Source organism: Nocardia sp. CA-107356, from assembly GCF_050946365.1.
In the GTDB taxonomy this organism is placed as follows: Bacteria; Actinomycetota; Actinomycetes; order Mycobacteriales; family Mycobacteriaceae; genus Nocardia.
Window position 1 is genome coordinate 5,354,589 of sequence record NZ_CP191992.1, and the last position, 16,067, is coordinate 5,370,655.

At 64.5% G+C, this 16,067-nt stretch carries 19 protein-coding genes and 1 pseudogene; 6 read left to right on the top strand and 14 right to left on the bottom strand.

All coding sequences use genetic code 11. The annotated features are described in order from the left end of the window. Positions 1-182 precede the first annotated feature (182 nt). Positions 183-782, bottom strand: a complete 600-nt coding sequence (locus ACQP1G_RS24180; RefSeq protein ID WP_433191843.1) for a dihydrofolate reductase family protein — start codon at positions 780-782, stop codon at positions 183-185. Positions 783-952: 170 nt separating this feature from the next. On the opposite strand from ACQP1G_RS24180, the gene ACQP1G_RS24185 reads away from it, so the two are divergent. Beyond that, positions 953-1,945 (top strand): sigma-70 family RNA polymerase sigma factor, encoded by a 993-nt coding sequence (locus tag ACQP1G_RS24185; protein ID WP_433208759.1) that lies wholly within the window; start codon positions 953-955, stop codon positions 1,943-1,945. A gap of 152 nt (positions 1,946-2,097) precedes the next feature. Here the strand turns inward: ACQP1G_RS24185 and ACQP1G_RS24190 are convergent, their stop codons facing one another. Beyond that, on the bottom strand, positions 2,098-2,313 hold the full coding sequence (locus ACQP1G_RS24190) for a hypothetical protein (RefSeq protein WP_433191844.1): 216 nt from the start codon (positions 2,311-2,313) through the stop codon (positions 2,098-2,100). A gap of 40 nt (positions 2,314-2,353) precedes the next feature. Here ACQP1G_RS24190 and ACQP1G_RS24195 point away from each other — a divergent pair, with 40 nt between their 5' ends. Genes ACQP1G_RS24195 through ACQP1G_RS24205 form a run of 3 tightly spaced genes read left to right on the top strand, consistent with a single transcriptional unit; the run spans position 2,354 to position 3,727 of the window. After that, positions 2,354-3,055, top strand: a complete 702-nt coding sequence (locus ACQP1G_RS24195) for an SDR family oxidoreductase (RefSeq protein WP_433191845.1) — start codon at positions 2,354-2,356, stop codon at positions 3,053-3,055. A gap of 28 nt (positions 3,056-3,083) precedes the next feature. Beyond that, on the top strand, positions 3,084-3,506 hold the full coding sequence (locus ACQP1G_RS24200; RefSeq protein WP_433191846.1) for a tautomerase family protein: 423 nt from the start codon (positions 3,084-3,086) through the stop codon (positions 3,504-3,506). Between the two features lie 56 nt (positions 3,507-3,562). Continuing rightward, positions 3,563-3,727, top strand: coding sequence for a hypothetical protein (locus ACQP1G_RS24205; RefSeq protein ID WP_433191847.1), 165 nt, complete (start codon positions 3,563-3,565; stop codon positions 3,725-3,727). Between the two features lie 182 nt (positions 3,728-3,909). Here ACQP1G_RS24205 and ACQP1G_RS24210 read toward each other — a convergent pair whose 3' ends face one another. The 12 genes and pseudogenes from ACQP1G_RS24210 to ACQP1G_RS24265 all read right to left on the bottom strand — a co-directional run bounded on the left by ACQP1G_RS24210 (position 3,910) and on the right by ACQP1G_RS24265 (position 14,234). Further along, on the bottom strand, positions 3,910-4,773 hold the full coding sequence (locus ACQP1G_RS24210) for a class I SAM-dependent methyltransferase (RefSeq protein ID WP_433191848.1): 864 nt from the start codon (positions 4,771-4,773) through the stop codon (positions 3,910-3,912). 89 nt (positions 4,774-4,862) lie between these two features. Then, positions 4,863-5,120: pseudogene (locus ACQP1G_RS24215) on the bottom strand (DUF4158 domain-containing protein); the annotation flags it as partial. A 74-nt stretch (positions 5,121-5,194) separates the two neighbouring features. After that, positions 5,195-6,373 (bottom strand): xylose isomerase, encoded by a 1,179-nt coding sequence (xylA, locus tag ACQP1G_RS24220; protein WP_433191849.1) that lies wholly within the window; start codon positions 6,371-6,373, stop codon positions 5,195-5,197. Between the two features lie 218 nt (positions 6,374-6,591). Beyond that, positions 6,592-7,515, bottom strand: a complete 924-nt coding sequence (locus ACQP1G_RS24225) for a VOC family protein (RefSeq protein WP_433191850.1) — start codon at positions 7,513-7,515, stop codon at positions 6,592-6,594. A 3-nt stretch (positions 7,516-7,518) separates the two neighbouring features. Then, positions 7,519-8,379, bottom strand: coding sequence for a fumarylacetoacetate hydrolase family protein (locus ACQP1G_RS24230; protein WP_433191851.1), 861 nt, complete (start codon positions 8,377-8,379; stop codon positions 7,519-7,521). 1 nt (position 8,380) lies between these two features. After that, positions 8,381-10,021, bottom strand: coding sequence for a bifunctional 3-(3-hydroxy-phenyl)propionate/3-hydroxycinnamic acid hydroxylase (locus tag ACQP1G_RS24235; RefSeq protein WP_433191852.1), 1,641 nt, complete (start codon positions 10,019-10,021; stop codon positions 8,381-8,383). A 30-nt stretch (positions 10,022-10,051) separates the two neighbouring features. Further along, positions 10,052-10,513: an anthrone oxygenase family protein gene (locus ACQP1G_RS24240; protein WP_433191853.1), complete on the bottom strand. Its 462-nt coding sequence runs from the start codon at positions 10,511-10,513 to the stop codon at positions 10,052-10,054. A 2-nt stretch (positions 10,514-10,515) separates the two neighbouring features. After that, positions 10,516-10,782 carry a hypothetical protein gene (locus tag ACQP1G_RS24245; protein ID WP_433191854.1) on the bottom strand — a complete coding sequence of 89 codons (267 nt, stop codon included), beginning with the start codon at positions 10,780-10,782 and terminating at the stop codon, positions 10,516-10,518. Positions 10,783-10,862: 80 nt separating this feature from the next. Then, positions 10,863-11,420, bottom strand: coding sequence for a hypothetical protein (locus ACQP1G_RS24250; RefSeq protein ID WP_433191855.1), 558 nt, complete (start codon positions 11,418-11,420; stop codon positions 10,863-10,865). A 4-nt stretch (positions 11,421-11,424) separates the two neighbouring features. Further along, the gene (locus ACQP1G_RS24255) at positions 11,425-12,162 is read right to left on the bottom strand and encodes a hypothetical protein (RefSeq protein WP_433191856.1); all 738 of its coding nucleotides are present in this window, start codon (positions 12,160-12,162) and stop codon (positions 11,425-11,427) included. A 257-nt stretch (positions 12,163-12,419) separates the two neighbouring features. Beyond that, positions 12,420-12,968, bottom strand: a complete 549-nt coding sequence (locus ACQP1G_RS24260; protein ID WP_433191857.1) for a pyridoxamine 5'-phosphate oxidase family protein — start codon at positions 12,966-12,968, stop codon at positions 12,420-12,422. 432 nt (positions 12,969-13,400) lie between these two features. Then, entirely contained in the window at positions 13,401-14,234 is an 834-nt protein-coding gene (locus ACQP1G_RS24265) for an IclR family transcriptional regulator (RefSeq protein WP_433191858.1), read from the bottom strand. A 552-nt stretch (positions 14,235-14,786) separates the two neighbouring features. Here ACQP1G_RS24265 and ACQP1G_RS24270 point away from each other — a divergent pair. Both ACQP1G_RS24270 and ACQP1G_RS24275 read left to right on the top strand, forming a co-directional pair. Next, on the top strand, positions 14,787-15,056 hold the full coding sequence (locus tag ACQP1G_RS24270; RefSeq protein WP_433191859.1) for a nickel-binding protein: 270 nt from the start codon (positions 14,787-14,789) through the stop codon (positions 15,054-15,056). After that, positions 15,053-16,066: a TAXI family TRAP transporter solute-binding subunit gene (locus tag ACQP1G_RS24275; protein ID WP_433191860.1), complete on the top strand. Its 1,014-nt coding sequence runs from the start codon at positions 15,053-15,055 to the stop codon at positions 16,064-16,066. The genes ACQP1G_RS24270 and ACQP1G_RS24275 overlap by 4 nt, the downstream gene beginning before the upstream one ends. Position 16,067: the final 1 nt, after the last annotated feature.

Sequence of the window (16,067 nt, forward strand, 5' to 3'; positions counted from 1 at the left end):
TCGCCGAACTGCTGCCGTGCGGGCGATGGAGCTCGACATCAACACCGAGTGGGTCTCGTTCATGACCTACGACAGCATCCGCGATCCCATCAACCCGCCCGCCACCAAGCTTCTCCCCGAATTCCGTCAAACGGGGGATACTGCAACACCGACGAACGCGACTTCGTCGCCGTCGACAGCCGTTAGCCTTGCACGAATTCGTAGGTGTAGAACACCAGGCCGTCACCGATCTTTCGTGTGTTGACCAGGTGCAGCGGCTTCTTGTCGCTGGTCTCGTCGAAGATACGCAGGCCGGTTCCCAGCACGACCGGGAAAACTACCAGCCGCAGTTCATCGGCCAGGTTCTGTTCTATCAGTGTGCGCACGAGCTGATAGCTGCCGTAGACCAGGATTTCCCCGTCAACTTTCCGCTTCAGCTCCGAAATCTCCTTTACCGCATCGCCGTTGAGGACCGTGGCGTTGCTCCACTGAGGATCTTCGAGAGTCGACGACACGATGTACTTGGGGAGGCTTTTCACTCTGTCCGCCCACTCGGGGCTCACGCGGATATCCGCGTCATCCCGCGATAGCATCCGGGACGCGAACCACTCACTGCTCCGCCCGCCCAGCAGTAGCGCCTCGACGCCCAGCGCTTCCTCCGTCTCGCGGGCGACCCAGTCTTCGAGGTCCTTGCTCCCCACGAACTGGTGGAACCAGCCGCCCCGCTCGAAGCCCTCCTCGCCGTCCGGGTCCTGGACCACTCCATCGAGTGTGACATTTGAGCTGATGACGATCTTTCCCATTTCCGTGCTCCTTTGACAATGTTGTCGGCTATCACTGGTCTAGACGCCGCGGCATCGGAAAAGGAGGCGCTCCGCGACCGCCCCGTTCGCGCCTTGGCCGGCGTCCATACAGGATGGAACTGCACACAAGGGATGAGGTGGCGGGAGTGGAGTTGGCGAGAACGGACCTGATGTCGAGGGCGCAGGCCGGCGACGGCGAGGCATTCCGAGCGCTGACCGAGCCACACCGTCGCGAGCTACAGGTGCACTGCTACCGGATGCTCGGATCGTTTCAGGATGCCGAGGACGCTCTCCAGGACACGATGCTCGCCGCTTGGCGAGGTCTCGAACGATTCGACGGGCGAGCCTCACTTCGCACCTGGCTCTACCGCATCGCCACCAACCGGTGCCTCGACGCGCTGCGCTCTGCTGGCCGACGTCCTGCAAAGCAGTGGGACATCCCGGGAATCGAACCACCGGAACCCACTGGACTCGGCGAAATCCACTGGCTCGAGCCCTATCCCGACGCCCTTCTGGACGGTGCGATCAGTGTGCCGCTCGGTCCGGAGGCGCGCTACGAGCAAACCGAATCCATTTCCTTGGCCTTTGTGACCGCCCTGCAGATCTTGCCGCCTCGCCAGCTCGCCGTCCTCATCCTGCGCGACGTCCTCGGATTCCACGCGAACGAAGTAGCCGACATGCTGGACACGACCGTCGAATCGGTCAAAAGCGCCCTCAAACGCGCGCGTGCAGGAATGCAGCGCCGACTGCCGGTGACTACTGCCCGAGAGCAGCCGCCTGCTGGCGACTCACCTGCCGAGGACGCGATCGTGGCGAAGTTCGTCAGCGCCTACGAATCTGCCGACATCGACGCGTTGGTGGCTCTGTTGACCGACGACGTCTTCATGTCGATGCCACCGATACCGCTGGAATACCAGGGCCGAGACAACGTGGCCCGCTTCTGCGCATTCATTTTCGGCTCGGTACAGAGATTCGAACTGGTGCCGACGCGAGCCAACGGTCAGCCGGCATTCGGGGTCTACCGACACACCCCCACCGGCATCCACGGAGTCGGCCTCTTCGTCCTCACCCTCGCCGGCGACCGAATCAGCGCCATGACCCGCTTCGAAAACACTGTCCTGCCCATATTCGGCCTGCCGCAATCCCTCCCGAGTGCACAGTAGACCGCCTTCGAGTCATGCCACGTACCACCGACACGCTGCCCTGACCAGCGGTTACGTCATATCGGCCCGATTTTCGGCCGATACTACGGCGACCCCAACTCGACACCGCCCTGGCCGGTCACAACTCATATGACCGAGCTGCCGCGTTCCCCTCAGCGGCGGCCTCGCGCGGCCGCTTCGGTCTCCGCGCGCCACCTCGCCAACGCCTCGGCCGACGGACGCGCGTACTTCCCGAGACTGCGCACCGAGACGTGCCCGGACATCTTCATCAACATCGGGGTGGACGCGCCGTCCTCGGCGGCGTGGGTGAGCGCGCTGTGCCGCAGCGTCCCCCTCTGCCGCGGACCCAGAATGTTGGCTATAGTCATATATAGTCAGCAACGACGTAAACGATTCAGGAAGGTAGACATGACCACAATCGAAGGCGCTATTGCCCTGGTCACCGGCGGGCAGCGCGGCCTCGGCCGCGCGTTCACCGAGGAGCTCCTGGCGCGTGGCGCGACCAAGGTGTACGCCACCGCCCGCAAGCCCGAGGCGGGCGATGACGCCCGCATCGTCCCGCTCGAATTGGAGGTTACCGACCCGGATTCGGTTGCGGCCGTGGCGGATCGGGCCACTGATGTGAACATCGTCATCAACAACGCGGGTGTACTGCGCCCAGCGCCGCTACTGCATGCCGAAATGGCCGATGTCGTCGAAACATTCGAGACCAACGTCTTCGGGCCCCTGCGCATCGCCCAGGCCTTCGCCCCTATCCTCGCCGCCAATGGTGGTGGCGCACTGGTGGATATCCACTCTGTGCTGTCCTGGAGCTCCGGGGCCGCAGCCTACGGTGCGTCAAAGGCCGCCCTGTGGTCTCTGACCAACTCCCTGCGCATCGAACTGACGGCGCAGGGCACCCAGGTCGTCGGTGTCCACCTCGCCTTCGCCGAGACCGACATGGTCAAGGCCATCGATGCCGTGAAGCTCAGCCCCGCCACGGTCGCCGCCGCCCTCGCCGACGGCCTGGAACAGGGGGCGCACGAAGTCCTCGTCGATGAGTTCACCCGGCAGGTGAAGGCATCCCTCTCCGGTCCCGTCGAAAACCTCGTCCTTCCCTTCCGTCGCTGAGACACCGGGTCGCTCAAAGGAATTCACCATGCCGCTCTGGCACATCTACCACCCCACGAACACCTATACCCCCGAGGACAAGCAAAACTTCGCCCAGGACATCACCGCCTACTACGCCCGCTTCGGCCTCCCGGAGTTCTATGCCGTAGCCCTCTTCCACGAACTCCCCGCCGACTCCTTCTACGTGGGCGGCAAACCCAGCGCCGCCTCGGTGCGCATCACCATCGACCACCTCGCCCGTCAACTAGACGACCCTGAAATGCGAAAGCGCATGACCCGCGGCCTCGACACCCTCATGGCCCCCTATACGCACGATCGCGGCCTGTACCTCGAATTCAATATCAACGAGGTCGCCCGCGACACCTGGATGATCGCTGGGCTCTTCCCGCCGTCGATCGGCAGCGAAATCGAGCAGGCCTGGGCCGAGGAGAACAAGCCCATCCCGTACTGAAGTCGGCGTCGGTATCGGCATCGCCTCCGCGTTCGTCCCGATCAGTCATCGAGGCTTTGCGCCTGGACGAGCAGGCCCTCGCCAGCGGTATGCAGGCGATGATGCGGGGCATCGTCATCACGGCGGTGACTACCCAGGCGATTTCCGTGACGATGCCCCGCGACGGCAGCGTGCTGCAAGGCACTCAGTTCTACCGCGATTCTGGCGGCGGTCGGCGGTGACCGTGTTGGCGGCCAGTTTGCAGCGGGCCAGGTACCGGTGCGTCCGATCGAGGGCGCGGCGCGCGGCCGCGATGACATCGGCGGGCGGACCGGTCACGGCAGCAGGCCGGGTCATCCTGGCCCCACGCTCCCGCGCCTGGACGCTCATCTTGTGGCGGCTGCAACCGCGCGGCAGGCAATCCTCAGCGGCTCGCGCGCAGTATGCGGTTTGCGCGCAGCGCGCGGGGCGGTTCGCCCCCGAATCTTGCGGATCCGTCGAGGTAGCCGGTGATGAGGTCGGGGGCGGAGTGGTCTTCGAGGTCGGTGAAGCCGAGGGCGCGCAGCTGTGCGGCGATGTCGTCGGGCGTGAAGTAGCTGAACACGGGTTCGCCGGCGTCGGCCAGCCGATCCGCACGTGCCTGCTGGTGCGCACGGTCCTCGTCGCTGTCCGCAGGCTGCAGGTAGTCGAAGACCACCTCGACCGGCTCGGCCTGACCAGCGATGTATTCGAGGGTGGCATGGGCAGCGTTCGGGGTCAGATAGAACACGACGCCGAGCCACACGAATACGGCCGGGTCCGTCCGTGTGAATCCGCTGGATTCCAATCCCGCTGCCAGCGTCTGGGTTTCGAAGTCGACCGGTACGAAGGTCAACGTTTCAGGGCGGTCGATTCCGGCTGCAACGAGGCGTTCGCGTTTCCACGCTTGGGTGGCGGGGTGGTCGACCTCGAAGACACGCAAGTCCGGGTGCGGATTGCGATAGGCGAAGGTGTCCAGGCCTGCGCCGAGGATCACGACCTGCCGCACACCAGCGGCGATGGCCGCGGCCACGGCGTCCTCGGCGAAGCGGGCGCGGGAGGCGAAGAACAGGCGGCGGGACCGATCGCTGACCACGAGATCGAGGTAGTCGGTTGTGGGCGTGCCCAATTCGGTCAATTCCGCTGCGGTGACGCCGAGCAGACGTGCCGCCAGGGGGTCGGTGAAGATCAGTGGTCGGTCAGCGATCTGGTGATAGGCGCGGGCATACGCGGTGATGAGCGCTGTCCGGCTGGGTCCGTCGTTATCCATATTCAAAGAACCTAGTCACGAATGTGGCGCGTGCTCTATGAACTCACTCACGCCCACTCCGCAAAGGAGCATGCGAGCACGATCCGTTACTCCATCGAACCGGCCGACCGCCAGCCCAGGAACTGCGCGACCAGCCGCAGATGCTCGGTGCGGGTCTGCGCACGCTTCCTGTACGAACGGATCAGCGACGCATCAACTTTCAGCTGCTCGGCCAACCGGGCAACCGCCACCGGCGGCGCGGCCGCCACCCGGTCCGCCACGAAACCCAGCCACGGCAACGTGCACAACGCCACCGACAGACCGAGCCGTTCCGCAGGGCCGCGCCCCCGCCCCGGCGTCAGGAACGCGCGGTGGGACCGGATCGGGTCTGCCGCACCGGCATTCGATGAGGCCCTGTCCGGCCCGATGCTCGGTGTTCGCCTCAGCCGATCAGGTGCTCGAGTGCGAGTTGTTGCAGTCGGACGAAACCGAAGTCGCGTTCGGCGGCCTTGTCCGGATCGAAACCGTCATCGCCCGAGACGAATGCTTCGACCGACTCCCCGTCACCGAGAGTCGGCTGCGCCAGATCGAGGACACCCGAGTAGGCCATCGCCTCCTGCACCCGGGAGTCCGCACGAAAGGCGCGCGCCTTGTCGGCGAGCATCAGATAGGTCGCCATGCACGCCTTCGCCGATTCCCACACGCCGGTCAGATGTTCGGTGCGCGAGGGTTTGTAATCGAAATGCCGGGGCCCGGTGTAGCGCGGGCCGTCTGGGTAGGCGGGAAAACCGTTTTCGAGTAGGTCGACGGTGAAGAATGCGGAGACGAGGTCGCCGTGTCCGAAGACCAGGTCCTGGTCGTATTTGAGTCCGCGTTGGCCGTTGAGGTCGATGTGGAACAGCTTGCCGCTCCACAATGCCTGGCCGAGGGCGTGCATATAGTTCAGGTTGGCCATCTGCTCGTGGCCGGTTTCGGGATTGAGGCCGACGATATCGCCGTGCTCCAGTTCGGCGATGAGGGCGAGTGCGTGCCCGACGGTGGGCAGGAAGATATCGCCGCGCGGCTCATTGGGCTTGGGCTCCAACGCGATTCGCAGGTCGTAACCTTGTGACTTGATGTATCCGGCGACCGTGTCCAAACCCTCTTTATAGCGTTCGAATGCGGCGAAGACATCCTTGGATCCGTCGTACTCACTGCCTTCGCGTCCGCCCCACATCACGAAGGTGGTGGCGCCGACCTGTGCCGCCAGATCCACCGCGCGCAGGACTTTGCGCAGTCCGAAGCGGCGGATCGAGCGGTCGTTCGCGGTCAGCCCGCCGTCCTTGAAGACCGGGTGGGTGAAGGTGTTGGTCGTGACCATCTCGATGGTGAGACCGCAGCGATCGGTGGCGTCTTTGAGGCGTGCCAGGTTGCGCTCCTTGGTGGCCTCGTCGGCGTCGAACGGGAATACATCGTTGTCGTGGAAGGTAATTCCCCAGACGCCGAGCTCGGACAGGCGTTCGGCATACTCCCACGGTCCGAGCGTCGGTCGGGTCGGCAGACCGAACGGGTCGCCACCTGTCCAGCCGATCGTCCACAGGCCGAAGGAGAACTTGTCCTCGATGGTGGGTTGGCGGGTCACGCGATCACCTCCAAGCCTGTATTACAGCACGGCGAACACCGCGGCGGCCATCTTCGCTCGCGGTGAAGGACATGATGTCCTTCTGGACGGGTACGAGAAGTGCCGGCGATGCGATGAGGAAAGTCGGACTGGCAGCTGCTTCGGTCTGTTCGGTGGATATCGACGAGCCCCGGGGTTCGCCTCGTGACCGGTGGGGCTCGTCATCGTTGTTCGCGCACTCAGAGGTCTTTGTGGGCTCCGGTCATGAGTGCGGCCAGATCTTCCGGGTGCAGGAACGACGGTGGGGGCGGCGGACCCCAGTTGAACAAACCCTGTGCGCCTTCGAAGGTTTCAGGGCTCCACAGTTGGTCGTCGACGATGCAGTCCATATCGGAGTAGTACTCGCTGAAATTGCCTGCGGGATCCTTGAGGTACCAGAAGAAATTGGAGCCTGCGTGGTGACGGCCCAGGCCCCACACATGGCGCTCCGGGTTGTCTTCGAGCATCGCGAATGCTCCGCGCCCGACCTCGTCGATGTCCTCCACCTGCCAGGAGGTGTGGTGCAGAAAGCACACCGGGGCCGCCAGGACCAGGACATTGTGATGGTCGGTGGAGCAACGGAGAAACGCGCCGTGGTCCTTGATGTAGTCGCTTGCCTTGAAACCGAGCCCCTCGACGAAGAATCGCATGGTGGTTTCCAGGTCGGTGGTGCCCAGGACGGCGTGCCCCAGTTTGCGGGGCCGGACCCGGCCTGTGCGATCGATGAAGGCGGCCCGTTTTCCGGTTCTTTCGACACGGCCGGGGCCGTTGTAGGGAGTGGGCGGTGTAATTGGCTGGATGATGCGCGCAGTGACACTCATATTGATCTGCGAGCCGGTGATCGGTTCGGTCGCGCGAAGCACGTTGGGGCGCAAGTAAACCGGTACGCCGAGGCGTCCCAGTCGGGCAGCGGTGGCGTCGAGGTCGTCGGCGGCGTCCGCGGCGATGCCGAGCTCGACCAGGCGGCGATGGGACGAGTGGACGATCTCGAGCTGGTCGCCGCCGTCCTGGGTCGCGAACCAGCCGTCACCGCGGGGCGTCAAACCGAAATCGGTGTAGTAGGCCTCGGTTTCGGCCGGATTGGGAACACCGATGGTGACGTGGGAAAGGCCGTGCAGCGCCATGACCTACTCCTGCGACTCGGCCACGAAGCTCTGGTGCAGTTCACCGATACCCTCGATCCAGCTGTCCAGGCGCTCACCGGGCTGAATGAACCGCTGGGGATCGCGGCCGACGCCGACGCCGGCGGGGGTGCCGGTGAAGATGATGTCCCCCGGGTAGAGGGTGGTGGTGTGCGACAGCTTGGAGATGAGCTCGGGCACGGAGAAGATCAGTTCGCGGGTGCGGCCCTTCTGCATCTGCTCGCCGTCGAGGGTGCAGCCCAGTTCGAGGTCGTCACGGTTGCCGAGCTCATCGGTGGTGACCAGCCACGGACCCATCGGTGCGAAACCGGGGAACGACTTGCCGAGGCTGAATTGGGGTGCGGGACCGGCCAACTGGGAGGAACGTTCAGAGATGTCCTGCCCGGCGGTGAGCCCGGCGACGTAGTCCCAGGCGTCGGCCTCGCTGACCTTGGCCGCGGTGCGGCCGATGACCGCCACCAACTCCACTTCCCAGTCGACGGTGCCGCCGGTCGGGATGACGACCTCGGTGTCGGGGCCGCTGAAGCTACTGACGAACTTGGTGAAGACCGGCGGGATCTGGGTCGGGGATTCGAAACCGGATTCCGCGGCGTGCGCGCTGTAGTTCAGGCCGATCGCGAAGGTTTGGCGGGGTGTCGGGGATGGAGCGCCGAGCGCCCGCCGATCGATCTCGACACCGTCGGTGTCCGATTGCTCCGCTGCATCGGCCCAGGCCCGGAACGCATCCCAGTTCTCGTAGATCGGGGACAGTTCGGGTCCGAAGCGTCCGTCGCTCGCGGTGGCGATATCGATGGCGCGCTGTCCGTGAATGAGAACCGCCCGGCCACCGAGGTTTGCGATACGCACGTCAATTGCTCCTTGTCTGTGTGGCCAGATCGGCCGATGGGTGAACCTGTGCCCGGAGATGCCGGGAGTATTGGGAGATGAGGCCGTCGACGGCTTGTATGTCGGGTACGGCTCCGAAAATGTAGTCATCGGCGCGTACCAGTGCCGCGGTCGCACCGAATTGCGTGAACCAGGAATGCCATTCGTCGTCGGCATCGATCAGCGTGGCGGCCGTGGCGATCGGCGTGACTGCGTTCGATGCGGGTGTGAACCGCGCGAGGACGAGCAACCGAACCCCGAGGTCGGCGAGTTCGGCACGGGCTTGCTCGCCGAGGGTTTCGGGAAGCTGTGCGTCAGTGGTGAGCAGCATGGCGGTGTTCGCGCCGACCAGGTCGTCGAGAAGTGCTGTTCTACCATCGAGTTCGGCACGGAACTGGGGCGACAAGGTGCCGCGCAGCCCGGGGAGGTCGATTCCCGTCGCCACGACGCCGGGCCCGAGTACCGGCTGAGCGGAAATCGGGAGCACCACAGCAGGATCGGCGTTGCCTGCGATCATGCGAGCATCGCGTTGCGCGGCGGCTTCCTCGTCGAGCACGCAGATGACCTTGCCCAGCTCCACCGACATGGCGATCGCGTGCTGGATGTGGGTGAGTCGCTCGCTGGTGTAGGTGTTCAGCAGCGCTGGATCCGATTGCCCGCGCAGTACTCGATCGAGTTTCCAGCTCAGGTTGGCCGCGTCACGAATGCCCGAGCACATGCCCTGACCGGCGAACGGCGGCATATTGTGCGCCGCATCGCCGACGAGGAACAGCCGGCCTTCGTTCCAGTGGTCGGCCCAGCGCGCCTGGAAGGTGTAGACCGCATGCCGTTCCAGGACAGTGTTCGCGGGGGTGCGGCCCCACGGCTCCATCAGTCGCCACGCGGTGTCGCTGCGGTTGAGGTCGTCGAGTGATTCACCCGGTAGCCGCATGAACTCCCACCGGCGCCTCCCCGGCCCGCCGGAGACGATCGTGGTCGGCCGGATGGGATCGCAGAGTTGCCAGTTCTGCGGCGACCACACCAGGTCGTCCTGCGGAATGGTGTCCACGATCAGCCAGTCGAAGTAGAATCCGAGATCCTGCATGGATGTCGACATCTGTTCGCGGACAAAGCTGTTGGTTCCGTCCGCGCCGATCACATACCGAGCGCGGGTCTGTGCGGTGGCACCGTCTGCACCGGTGTGAGTGAGCACGACGTCCTGATCGGGTTCGGCAGCGAGCCGGATCACCTCGCGGCCGCGCCGGACCGCTACCTGCGGCATGGCCGCGACCGCGTCGCCGAGCACCTGCTCGAGTTCGGGCTGGGAGAAGAAGTTCGCCACCGGCCATCCGGATGGGCCGAGCCCGGACCAGTCGATCCGCACCAGTGAATCGCCGTTGCGGTTGCGCCATTCGTAGTGGTCGGGAACCGGTGCGGAAATGGCCTCGATCTCGTCGCGCAGGCCCATGGCCTGGAAAACCCGCCCGATTTCATGGTCGAAATGCACCGCACGTGGCAGCGGGTACAGCGAGGGCCAGCGCTCCAGCACGATCACCGAATGACCCGCCAGGCCCAGCATGCGCGCGACCGCCAGCCCGACCGGACCGGCGCCGACCACCGCTACGTCGTAAATCGGCTCCTGCACGAAAACTCCCTTATCCGAAAAACTTTGAGATCACACCGCCGCGATGACCGCGGCAATGAGGAAGATGAGCGCCACGACCGCGACGCCGGTACGGGCGAAATGGAATCGCCGCCAGAATGTGCGGAGCCCCTCGGCGCCCTCGGGCGGCGTGCCCTCGGCGAGCCGGCGGAACTTCGAGTTGATCGGTTCGCCGAACAGGATCGAACCGATCATGATCACCGCCAGGCAGAGCAGGCCGAGCCAGCCGAACAGTCGCGAGCTCCCCGATGACTGGGTGGAGAACAGCACCGCGCCGAGGCCGGACAGCGATACGAAGATCGGCATCATCGGATCGACGTGTTTCAACGTGCGCCGGAAGTCGGTCGCATACTCGACCACCGACATTCGGTTCCACACTGCGAGCCGGTCGACGGCGATGACCCAGATTCCGCCTGTGGCGAGCCCACCGAACAGCAACATCAACATTGCGCCCGCATGCCCGAGATTCGACATGATCAGTCCTCGATTCCGGTGTGGTCGCTGTCCACGGCGACGTATTCGATCGACAGGATCGAGGTGCTGCGGTCGGCGTCGACGAACGGTTCGTTGGCTGCACGCACCAGTTCGCGCAGGCCGGCCAAGGATTCGAAATCGGTGACCCAGGTTTCGACGAGCTCGACCAGCGAGCGGTGCGAGTCGGCGATGTAGTCCTGGCATTCCTGCCGGGTCTTCGTGCCTTTTCCGTAAACGGTCGGAATGTCCTTGAACAAGTGTCGAATCACTTTCTACAGCAGGCGATTTCGTCGCGTGCTCGAACCGCTCCGCACTGGATGAGTGCGGAGCCGGAATCGGATCGGATGTTTTATCCCGCGGCGGGGACGGCTTCGGAGACGAGTCCGGACCAGCCGAGAATGTCGAGGTCGATCGGTTCGGCTACAGCGCCGCACGTGCCGCAGGTACGGGCCTCGAGGTCGGCGCTGAAACGGGCGCAGGCGGTCGCGTAGATGGGTGCGGCTTCGACGTCATTGTCGTGTTCCCATTCCAGACGGTGCAGTTCCTTGCCGCACGTGTCGCAGAACCAGGCCGCGGCTACGAGTCCTGCTTCGAGCGCGACATAGCGCAGCATGACGCCCTCTTCGATGGGCTCGATACGGTGCGGTGTGCCTGCTGGGACGTAGACGTTGTCGCCGACCTGAGCGATGAAGTAGTTGACATTGCTGTTGCGCATACTGATTCGGGACGAGCCCGACATCTGGACGATAATGGTGTCCTTGGCGAAGATCTGATAGAACGGCTGGTCGACCCAATTTCTCGACAGCACCAGTTGGGGGTCGACATCGATCGGCAGGACCGCGAGGTCGGCGTAATTGCCGACTGTGGCACCGGTTTTGAAGGCTGACAGCATACGGCGGCGCGACATGTGATTATCCCTCTTCCTGCGCGGTCTTGTGCAGTGCGTGGTATGCCGCGTTGGCGACCCGGGTTTGTTCGACCACTCGGCCCCAGCCCCACGGGTCGGCCGGGAATTCGGTGTTCACGTGCCCGCAATTGCGGCAGGTGCGACCGGCAGCGGAGTTGCGGATCGCCGCGAATTCGTGGGATCCGACCATGGTGGAGAACTGTCGGTAGACGTCGTCGGCCTTGCCGAATCGGGTCGGATCGAAATCCGGTGCGCCTTCGGGGCCGGCATCGTATTCGTGCCGAAGCATTTCCTTCTTGCAGCTCTGACACTTGGCGACCATGGCTTCCTTCTGCCCGGCCTCCTCGGACTGCAGTTGAGTGACCGTCACCAGCACGAAGGCTTCGGGGTTCTCCTGGTCGCGCAGAAAGGAATTCACACCGTGGAACTTCTGCAGCGCCATGATCTGGCCGGTCTGCAGCATCGCGTCGTTCGCGCCGAAGATCACCGTCACCTCCGACACCGAGTTGGCGTGAAAGAAGTGGCCGTGATCTTTGCCCGGTTCCCCGTACATGAGCGCGCCGCACGGCACCATCGCGCCCGCGTCGTCGTACGGGAAGATCGGCACCAGTTCGGCGCCGGCTTTCGCCATTCGCTCGTACACGCTGACTTTCAACGGTTCTCGCTTGCCTGTGGGCAGCGGGATTCGCTTTCCGGCGGTCATCTCGGGGATGGCTGCGGCGGCTTCGATGGCTTGGCTCACATGATTCTCCTTCGAACTGTGCCTCATGCGTGCCCGCCGGTCCGGGGGTTGGGGCCGGCGGGCACGCATGGGCGGGCCGGACGCGGGCGGTGACGCCAGGTGCGGGGCAGGGCTCCGATATGGCGTCCGGGCCGATCGGCGACTGATTGCCACGCATTCTGTCGCATCATACGGAACAGTGACCCACGTCACGAGACAACAGTAGCAAGCGTCGGTACCGTCGGCAAGCGTCCGTCGACACTTGCCGCAGCGGTCGGTCAGCCCTGACTCTTGTATGGCTCGAGCCTCGCGACGTGCTTACCGTCGGCATCGAACCTGACCAGCGTGCGCCACTGGATGCGCACGCGATTGTCGGTCCACAGCGCCTCGACCGGGTCGATGCGGAAGAAGACCTGACTGCCGGCGCCACCTGTTCGCTTGAAGCTCTTGTAGATATCAGCGTCTTTGAGCCACTCGAATTGCTCGTGGCTTACCTGGATCGCCCGGTCGATCTCGGCAGGTTCGGTCACCCGGGTGGCGATCCCATTGACTTGGACAGCGCGGAGTGCGGCCCGCCCCGCGAAGCCGTCTGCCGGAAGGTGATCCAGGGTGTAGCTGACTCGGTTGTCGCTCGAGAGGGCGACGTACTTGCGTGTGTAGGTGAAGGTGTGCACGTAGGTGGCCAGCCCGGCGGAGGCGAAGTGCATGGTCGCGACGAGCGGAGCGCCGTTCGGGGTGACGACGGCCAGGGCTCCGATCTCCTCGATGCGCAGTAGTTCGACGATCTCTTGCTCGACTTCGGCGGGTGTGGGTTCGTTCAGTGCCATGAGCTGAATTCCTCTGTATCACTTCGTTGTAGAGGCGATAGCCCCGATGGGGATGAGCAGCACAAGGCCGAGGAGCAATGCCAGCCGGTAGGCGGGGCGGGCCGTGGCAGTCGGAGTCGTCGTCGTGGGGGTAGTCGTCTTTGTCGGCGTTGCGTTCATGGTCGCGTCTGCTCTCGGGTCGATCTCGGTGAGAGCTGAGTCGGGTATTCGACCAGGGTGGATACGACACACCGCCAGCTCACCAAGTGTTATGTAGCGCGATGCGGAACGGTGGCCCACATCACGAACCGTAGGTTAGCAAGGGGCGGGCCCGAGAGGGTCGATTTGCGAACAATCGAAATCCTGTGACCGTGAAACGCGTTCGGTGACCTCCGCGTGAACCCGATGGTTCGCGAAGGTCACCGAAAGTGGCTGGTGATGCAGTGTTGTCGGCTACCCGATCCGGCCGCTGAGTTCGTCCGCGATGCGGACGGTAGCGGCGGCGGTCGCCGTCACCCACTCCTGGTCGACGCGCGAACGGGGCGCTGTTACCGAGATCGATGCGCGTGCCCGCCCGGCGCGGTCGCGAACGACAGCACCGACGGCACTGACATCGGTCTCGCTCTCGGCGTTGTTGATCGCGTAGCCCCGGTCGCGCGTCTCGGCCAGTTGCGTGATCAGGGCGGCCCTGCTGTTGAGTGCGGTGTCGGTCGGCGCCTCGAGTTTCTCGTTCGGATACAGCGCAAGTAGGTCGACCTCGTCGAGTTCGGCCAGTAGTGCTTTGCCGCTGGCGGTCGCATGGGCGGGCAGGGTCCAGCCGATGCGGCTGCCGGTGCGCACGATCTGCTGGCTTTCGATGCTGTCGAGGAACAGCACCTCGGGTCCACGCAGGATCGCCAGATGGACCGTCTCGTTGGTCTCGGTCCACAGCTTGGTCAGCGCACTGCGGGCGATCACCCGGATGTCCATGTTCTGCACGACGGCCAGCCCGATGTCGACCAGGGCCGGTCCTGGCTGATAGGCCCGGGAGAACTCGTCCTGTTCGACGAACTGGTGGTAGCTCAACGTGGAGAGCATCCGGTGCACGGTCGAACGGGACAGACCCATTTCGCGGCTGACCTCATTGACCCGAAGCTGTTTGCTGTTCTCGAACAGTCGCAGGAGGCGCAGTACGTTGTCGACCGCTCCGATCAGGCCGGCGGGTCGCTCGTCGGATTCCTCATCCGAATTGTCCGCTCGCACAGGCTTGGTGGTGCTGCCCGGCCGATCGAGGCGATTGACATTCATGAGTTCACGGTATCCCACGGCGGTGCGGTTTCCGCTGGTCGCATCGCCTGTCACCCGAGCACTGTGATCCAACTCATCTCACGATAGGGAACGTAAGACCTCATAGCGGAACCAAAATTCTCGTGATGCACTGAACGGCATGGCGCAATATGAAACACTGTTCCTCATTGTGAGACATTAAGGCTTGGTGAAGTGGAGGCCTGATGGCGCGATCGAGCGGCCGGGTTGCACTGGTCGCCGATACGACGAAGGGGATCGGTGTAGCGATCGCCTGGATGTACGCCCCGAGGGCGCCAGCGCGCTGGCGACCGGTCGCAATGCCGAACGAGGTCGGGCGGTCGACAGCATCACGGCAGACGGGGGAGGTGTCTTCGTCGGCCGGAGGGCACCGCCTGCATGCGTAGTCTCGCGCGGCCCGTCGCCATCCCTGGCGTCCGTGTCGCATAGCCGCCGGGCAAGCCACTACAACCACAACTTTCTTGCAGTGTGACCTACAGCATGTCATTATGAGGAACAGTGTTCTACATCGTGACACCAATATAGGAGAGCGATATGCCCCTCTTTCTGAGCCTCCATCAGGCACCCGGACTGTCCGCCGAGGAGGTCGCCGGCTTCGGACCCGAGGTAGCCAAGGGCGTGCACGCGACGTTCAAGCGGCTGGAAGCCAATACGGATACGGGGTTCATCGTGACCCTGTACGAGGCGGCCGATGCGGCGTCGGTCGAGAAGGAGTTCGAGCGGGTCGGATTCCCGTTCGACTCCATCACCGAGATCGACCTGACCCTCGATGAGGTGGGTCTGAGCGCGCTGGTCGCGGAATGACAGCGGGAGTGCGGGCGACGGCCGAACCTCGGATCGAGCGGGACATCACGCTGCAGTTCCGGGCCGACTGGGGCCAGGCGAACATGACCCGCATCTGCGGGTGGCTGGCCCAAGAGATCGGCGACAGATGTGGTGCCGGTTCACGTTTCGCCACCTGGGCGGGGCGCGGCGGCCGCGATCAGACCGATGCTCTGCTCGCGGGCGAGGTCGACATCACGGTCATGACCCCGGCCCCGGCCATCCGGCTCGTCTTCGACGGATCGGGACCGATCGGGGTCGGCCCGCAGCCGAACCTGCGGGCGCTGGGCTCGATCGCGCACCGTGACCGCTTGGTCATCGCAGTCGACGCGAGCCTGCCGGTGCATACAGTGGCCGACCTCGCGAAGGTGGCCGACCAGCTGGTCATCGCGACCTGCGCGGAGGATGGGATCAACACCATCGGCATGGCCGCCCATCACGGGTTGCGGCTGGCCGGGGCGGACCCGGAAACGCTGGTGGCCAACGGCGCCCGTTTCGCCTACTGGGAGCGGCCGTTCCCCGCACTCCACGCTTTCACCACCGGCCAAGCCAATGTGCTGATCAATGAAGCGATCATGATGCCGGTATGGCAGCACATCGCCGACCGGCGGCCGGTCCGCTACCTGGACTGGGGCGACGAAGCCATGGACAACTTCGCCGAACTCGGCTGGGGCACGGTCACCGTCGACGCCGGATACCTTCCCGGTCTCGAAAGTGATCTGCGCACACTGGATTTCGCCGACCTGGTGGTGCTGTGCCGCGACGACCTGCCCGACGACATCGCCTACCTGGCGACCTGGTGCATGGTCCAGCAGCGCAAGGCCCTCGAGGCCCAGTACATGCATATGGCCCCCGACCACACACCGGTCGGCTACCCACTGGATCCGGCCACGATGGCGAAGACCCCGGTCCCGCTGCATCCAGCCGCTCAGCGGGCGTACACCGACCTGGCGCAAGAGAAGCCCGCCACCGACGGGTTGATCTGGAGCTGAC

What these genes read in the sequence shown, in the direction of transcription:
- ACQP1G_RS24180 (WP_433191843.1), bottom strand. Translation starts at nt 782, where the DNA reads ATGGGAAAGATCGTCATCAGCTCAAATGTCACACTCGATGGAGTGGTC.
- ACQP1G_RS24185 (WP_433208759.1), top strand. Translation starts at nt 953, where the DNA reads ATGTCGAGGGCGCAGGCCGGCGACGGCGAGGCATTCCGAGCGCTGACC.
- ACQP1G_RS24190 (WP_433191844.1), bottom strand. Translation starts at nt 2,313, where the DNA reads ATGACTATAGCCAACATTCTGGGTCCGCGGCAGAGGGGGACGCTGCGG.
- ACQP1G_RS24195 (WP_433191845.1), top strand. Translation starts at nt 2,354, where the DNA reads ATGACCACAATCGAAGGCGCTATTGCCCTGGTCACCGGCGGGCAGCGC.
- ACQP1G_RS24200 (WP_433191846.1), top strand. Translation starts at nt 3,084, where the DNA reads ATGCCGCTCTGGCACATCTACCACCCCACGAACACCTATACCCCCGAG.
- ACQP1G_RS24210 (WP_433191848.1), bottom strand. Translation starts at nt 4,773, where the DNA reads ATGGATAACGACGGACCCAGCCGGACAGCGCTCATCACCGCGTATGCC.
- ACQP1G_RS24225 (WP_433191850.1), bottom strand. Translation starts at nt 7,515, where the DNA reads ATGGCGCTGCACGGCCTTTCCCACGTCACCATCGGTGTTCCCAATCCG.
- ACQP1G_RS24240 (WP_433191853.1), bottom strand. Translation starts at nt 10,513, where the DNA reads ATGTCGAATCTCGGGCATGCGGGCGCAATGTTGATGTTGCTGTTCGGT.
- ACQP1G_RS24250 (WP_433191855.1), bottom strand. Translation starts at nt 11,420, where the DNA reads ATGTCGCGCCGCCGTATGCTGTCAGCCTTCAAAACCGGTGCCACAGTC.
- ACQP1G_RS24260 (WP_433191857.1), bottom strand. Translation starts at nt 12,968, where the DNA reads ATGGCACTGAACGAACCCACACCCGCCGAAGTCGAGCAAGAGATCGTC.
- ACQP1G_RS24265 (WP_433191858.1), bottom strand. Translation starts at nt 14,234, where the DNA reads ATGAATGTCAATCGCCTCGATCGGCCGGGCAGCACCACCAAGCCTGTG.
- ACQP1G_RS24270 (WP_433191859.1), top strand. Translation starts at nt 14,787, where the DNA reads ATGCCCCTCTTTCTGAGCCTCCATCAGGCACCCGGACTGTCCGCCGAG.
- ACQP1G_RS24275 (WP_433191860.1), top strand. Translation starts at nt 15,053, where the DNA reads ATGACAGCGGGAGTGCGGGCGACGGCCGAACCTCGGATCGAGCGGGAC.